Origin of the sequence: Psychrobacter sp. FME13 (genome assembly GCF_014861395.1) — a bacterium.
GTDB lineage: Bacteria > Pseudomonadota > Gammaproteobacteria > Pseudomonadales > Moraxellaceae > Psychrobacter.
In genome coordinates this window covers 1-358 of record NZ_RRYV01000403.1, presented here as the reverse complement: position 1 = coordinate 358, position 358 = coordinate 1, and the positions used below count along the sequence as shown (strand labels likewise).

The window sequence follows — 358 nt, the reverse complement described above, 5'->3', positions numbered from 1 at the left end:
TTAATATCGTCAAAGGTAACGTCGTTACGAACATCTTTGTAAGATGAGCTACTGTAACCTCTGTCATTGATCGTGTCCTGTCCATACCCTGCTTGGAAGATGTAGGTGTCTTTTTCAAAGTCTCCACCATTCAGAGTGTCGTTACCTGTACCACCAATCAATGTGTCGTAACCACTACCACCATTCAGAGTGTCGTTACCAGCACCACCAATGAGAATGTCGTTGCTGCTCCAACCTGTTAATTCGTTGTCTTCATCAGTGCCAGTTACTGTATAAACTCTAGACAATACAGCTTCTGAACTAATTACTTCATCTTTGAAGATAAAGTTATAAGCTCGATCGTAGCTGCCAGTGAAGT

General features: G+C 41.9%; 1 protein-coding gene. It reads right to left on the bottom strand.

The genetic code is table 11. The features are described from left to right. The coding region (locus tag EI164_RS16780) for a calcium-binding protein (RefSeq protein ID WP_413038472.1) at window positions 1-358 on the bottom strand (358 nt) is incomplete at both ends.